The organism is Ligilactobacillus acidipiscis DSM 15836 (assembly GCF_001435755.1).
Classification (GTDB): Bacteria; Bacillota; Bacilli; order Lactobacillales; family Lactobacillaceae; genus Ligilactobacillus; species Ligilactobacillus acidipiscis.
Window position 1 is genome coordinate 1 of the sequence record NZ_AZFI01000274.1, and the last position, 1,488, is coordinate 1,488.

Annotated in this window: 1 protein-coding gene and 1 pseudogene; both read right to left on the reverse strand. The window is 42.0% G+C overall.

What is annotated here, in order from left to right; translation table 11 throughout:
- Positions 1-154: 154 nt before the first annotated feature.
- Positions 155-945 (reverse strand): annotated as a pseudogene (locus FC65_RS10630) (DUF6681 family protein).
- Positions 946-962: 17 nt separating this feature from the next.
- A complete protein-coding gene (locus FC65_RS11655; RefSeq protein WP_235803134.1) occupies positions 963-1,358 on the reverse strand; it encodes a hypothetical protein in 396 nt (131 codons plus the stop codon).
- Positions 1,359-1,488: the final 130 nt, after the last annotated feature.

Here is a 1,488-nt window from a genome sequence, read left to right on the forward strand (position 1 = left end):
GCTATTCATCAACAGGATTTGACAAAGAGCCGTTTTTCATTGGTGGCATTCGGACTTTTTTCAGGTCCTTGTACGACCTCTGCACTTTGCAGCTCTTTTTCTTTGACTGGATTTAATTTTGGAGCTGGTGCGTCCTTCTTCTTATAAGCAAATTTCACATCGATCTGATATAGGCGTTCAAACTCTTCACTCCCTGCCGAGTGGCTTTTTTAGCTGGACCGCCAGTTAAGGCAGCTGTTGCAAGGTACACATCAAACTTCTTGACAGCTTCACTAGCTGGCAAAAGGCCAATAGTTTTGACCGTCGCCAATTCGGCCGAGCGCATCTGGTTGACCCCGCCGCGGATCACTAATTTCTTTTGTTTTTTGACCATTTCAAAATATGGCAAAGCTACGGGCTCGACCAATTTATGGACTTCTTTTCCGCTGTCTTGGACGCGTTTGGCAATTTGCTTATCGGTCAAGCCGGCATAATTTGCATGAACAAAACCGATATCTTGCAAAGCTTGTTCTACTTCTTGAATATTTTGTTTCTGAGTATCAGAAATATTCAGAGTAGCGGGAAGAAAATCTTCATCTTCGCTAAAAATGCCATTTGTTTGAATGTAGCCCAAACCAGCATGTGCTAAAGCTTGCTCTTCTTCACTCAACGGATCTTTAGATTCAATGTGCAAAACCTCTTCGACCTTCGGCGACAAATCATACTTAGCCTGTTTATCTGTAAAATAATACATTATATTCAGGTAACAGAAATATGCAATTACCAGAAAAGCCAGAATAAACAAACTCCCCGCCCAGGAAAACCATTTCTAAAGAAGCGATATGACACGTACAACAGGTAGAAATTTCCTCCTGTCGCTAGGATCGTGTAGACTCGACTCTTGATCGTAGCACTTAAGTTCACGTAGCCAAGCGAGGCGGCAATCGTCTGAAATAAAGCAAACATAAATTAACCCTTCCTCTCTATTCACTCTCATTTTGCGCAGTAGGTGTATTTTGGCTGCGAGTATTGTCGCCAGTATTAGTACTATTATCAGTGTTATTTTCTGTATTGTTATCGTTGTTAGTATCCGAGCTGTCATCATTAGAACTATTATCAGAGGATTCGTTTTGACTTTGGTCGCTATTATTATTGCTGTTATCGTTTTGATTATCCTCAGATGACGAACTTGCACGAGATGTTGAAGATGAGCTTTCTGCAGAACTACTTTCCGAAGAAGAACTTTCATCTTGACTGGATGAACTCATAGAAGAAGCGGACTCGTCTGAGTTAAGCGAACTACTACTAGACAAAGATGACGAACTAGAAACCACAGAAGTCCGCGGTTTACCTTCTGAAGAATGAGTAGCAGTATTCACAACGACGTTAGTTGCACCGAGGGCAAGAACCGCCGAAAATATAGCAAACGGTGTAATAATGGTGCCGTTCTTTTAGACACTTCTCTTCCTCCTTTTTATAAACAGGGCGGAGGCAAGCGGGAAGAAGCGA